The 2,781-nt window shown below is 71.8% G+C and carries 5 protein-coding genes; 1 reads left to right on the top strand and 4 read right to left on the bottom strand.

Going from position 1 to position 2,781, the window contains the following annotated elements:
• Positions 1-139: DUF3040 domain-containing protein (locus AC08OV_RS07410; protein ID WP_476619482.1), on the bottom strand; the 139-nt coding region annotated here is incomplete at its 3' end.
• A gap of 88 nt (positions 140-227) precedes the next feature.
• Positions 228-1,118: a methyltransferase domain-containing protein gene (locus AC08OV_RS07415; RefSeq protein ID WP_476614078.1), complete on the bottom strand. Its 891-nt coding sequence runs from the start codon at positions 1,116-1,118 to the stop codon at positions 228-230.
• Here AC08OV_RS07415 and AC08OV_RS07420 point away from each other — a divergent pair.
• The gene (locus AC08OV_RS07420; protein WP_476619476.1) at positions 1,117-1,359 is read left to right on the top strand and encodes a hypothetical protein; all 243 of its coding nucleotides are present in this window, start codon (positions 1,117-1,119) and stop codon (positions 1,357-1,359) included. The two genes, AC08OV_RS07415 and AC08OV_RS07420, sit on opposite strands and share 2 nt — an antisense overlap.
• A 76-nt stretch (positions 1,360-1,435) precedes the next feature.
• Here the strand turns inward: AC08OV_RS07420 and AC08OV_RS07425 are convergent, their stop codons facing one another.
• Together AC08OV_RS07425 and AC08OV_RS07430 are read right to left on the bottom strand one after the other, a co-directional pair.
• On the bottom strand, positions 1,436-2,077 hold the full coding sequence (locus AC08OV_RS07425; RefSeq protein ID WP_476614082.1) for an SAV_6107 family HEPN domain-containing protein: 642 nt from the start codon (positions 2,075-2,077) through the stop codon (positions 1,436-1,438).
• 74 nt (positions 2,078-2,151) lie between these two features.
• On the bottom strand, positions 2,152-2,781 hold a 630-nt coding region (locus tag AC08OV_RS07430), incomplete at its 5' end, for a hypothetical protein (RefSeq protein WP_476619477.1).

The following is a 2,781-nucleotide window of genomic DNA, read 5'->3' on the forward strand; positions in this document are numbered from 1 at the left end:
CCGCGCTGCGGCGCACCCGGCGCAGCAGGTAGGTACGGGGGTCCGTCGAACGGACGGTACTGGCAAACTTCGGATCGTCCTGTACGAGAGCGCGCTCGATCTGCTCCAGCAGGCGCTGCTCGTTCTCCGAGAGCGGCATCGACGCTCCTCCCACGACCTGTAGGCCCGGCGGACGGAACCTGATAACCAAGGATAGGCATGTGCGGGCGGGTGCGGTAGGCAACCTGTCATGCTGGTTGGAACCGAGCGATTCCCGTCACCTGGTCCGTGCCCGAACTGGGGTCTTTCATACCGGGAAATCCACGATCACGGGAACCGGCGGTGCCGGCTTTACAAGCGGTACCAGCGGCACGACGGCGGGCAAGCACATGCAGCTGTGCCGCGAGGTCACGGAACGGCTCCCGGGCGGCCGCGGCCAGTTCCAGGCGCAGCAGCCGCTGCGCGGTGAAGGCATCGGAGTCGACCAGTGCCCCGGGGACCAGGTCGGCGAACACACGCACCCCGTGGACGTCGACGACGTCCGCGCCAGCCCCGTCCACCAGCGCGACGATCTCGGCGGTGGTGAACCCGGCGGCCGCCCGGGGCGCCCCGGTGCCCTGGCCGGTCAGCACGGCCTGCGCCTGCTCGAAGCGACCCGCCAGGGCGCGGGCGAGCACTGTGGCAGCCCGGCCCGCGACGACGAGGCTGAGGACGCCTCCCGGGCGCAGCACCCGCAGGGCCCCCGCCAGGGCGGCCCCGGGATCGTCAACGACGTCGAGGACGGAGTGGCACAGCAACAAATCGGCGGTCTCGGTGCCGACGATGCCGGTCAGGTCGCCCAGATCGCCCTGCTCGGCCGTGACCCGGTCGGCGACGCCCCGTTCGTCGGCGCGACGGCGCAACGCTGCCAGGGCGTCCGGCGACGGGTCCACGACGATCACCAGGTAGCCCTCGACCGCCAGGGGGACAGCGAAGCTACCACTCCCACCGCCCGCGGCAACGATGATCGGCGGGATGGTCGCGGCCGTCGGGGCCACCGACCAGGCCGGAACCCCCGCTGCCGATCCGGGCAGGACCGTCCGCAGACCGTGCCAGATCGCAGCCTGCCGCAGATCCGCGCCGGTGACATGGCTGGTCATGCGCGTCGTGTCTCCTCACGCCGGCATCGTCGGCATCGCCGCCATCAGCCCGCTCGCCCACGCCGGAGGACCGGGCGCGTCACTGACCCACGGTGAGACCTATGACAACCCCGACGACCAGCCCGCCAGCCGACAGCCCTACGACCCGCAGTACCCAGCTGTTGCGACGCGCAACGGCGGACGGCACGGCCCGATGCGCACCGCGGTGCCGATGCCCAGAACCGGTGAGGACCATCGATGATCTCCTGCTCCGCCAGCCACTACCCCTCGGGGGGTAACCGATAGTGACTGATGCTCACCGTAAACGCAACCGCTCGTCACCCGCCCGGGGCGTCGCCGGGCCGAGGGCAGGCTGACCGTGGTCGGCTCGGCGGCGTGACCATCGCGACCTCCCCACGCCCGACCGGACCGGTGCCGGCGATCACTGGTTGGGACGGCAGGCCCAGCACGCCCTCGACAACCCCGATGAACAGATCGACCTGATGGATCAGATCGTCGGCCTCCCGCCTGGTCACCACCTTCAGCCCGGCCTCGGCCGCCGATCGCCGGGCAGCCCCCGCCGCGAAGAACTCCGCCCACTCCGCGAGCTCGGGGGCCACCCGGATAAGCAGGCACCAGGCACTCACGGGCCGACCGCGACGACCGGGACGGGGCCGGGCCCGGTCCGCCAGGACGGCGGCCGCCGCCCGCAGCGCCGCGAGATGGGCGAGGGCGTAGCGCTCCCCGGCCGTCTGGGCGTACTCGGCCTCACCGAGACCGCGCCGGGCGGCGACCAACAGATCGTCACGGGAGCGGCGGGGCAGCCCCGCCGCCGACACCAGGGTCCGTCCAACCGGCTCGGTGGACGCACCGCGCGGCCCGGTGGATCCACCATGGCCGCCGAACGCGCCCTTACTGCGGGCCGCTCCTCCCGCCGGGTCCGAGCCACTGATCGAGCCACTGATCGGCCGACTGGTCACGGTGGTCACGACACCTCCCAGATCTCGAACATAGGTTCGATCACAAAGTAGTGAACCCTCTCCGGCGCCGCCCGTCAAGCACCTAGGTATCGAACACGCAATCGAGAAGATCCGACGACCTCGGACTCGACCATCCGAAGAAACCAGCCGAGGACGAGCAGGGCTACCACGTCGGGAACCCATCCCAGCCGCGGGTCCGCGACTTTCCCCCGACAGACATGTCCCGAACCCGCACCCGGCGTCCGGGCCACCCGGGTGACCCCCGGGTCGAGCGCATCCGGATTGGCCACGACAAGCGCCGTTCCGTCCAGCGCAAACCGGATGATGTTCACGTCGCGGTGACCCACGAGCCCGCTGGCGAACTCGCCGCGGGTCGGCGTGAGCCAGCGCAGCGTGGCACCGTCCGACAGGCGCACCCGGCCCCCGTGGCGGCCTGGCTCGAAGGCGGCCAGGGGCACCCGTCCCATGGGTTCGACCAGACGGATCCCAGAACCGTCAAGATCGGTCTCCAGCACGAACGGCCGGCCGGCCGCCATCAGCTCGACCCGGCCCCGCGACCACCAGTCGGCCAGCACCGCGCCCTCGCCGGTCTCTATGTGCACGTGCCGGACCGAGGCGTGCCGGGACACCGACTCGATCCGGAAGACCAGCTCGTGCGGCAGTCCGCCGGCCCGCCGCGGGAGAAAGCCCGCCCCGGCCGCCGG

The organism is Frankia sp. CeTa3Moorea (assembly GCF_978021225.1).

Bases quoted from the DNA above. Each gene is read 5' to 3' on its own strand.
- AC08OV_RS07420 (WP_476619476.1), top strand. From the start codon at position 1,117: ATGCGCGTCGTGTCTCCTCACGCCGGCATCGTCGGCATCGCCGCCATC.
- AC08OV_RS07415 (WP_476614078.1), bottom strand. From the start codon at position 1,118: ATGACCAGCCATGTCACCGGCGCGGATCTGCGGCAGGCTGCGATCTGG.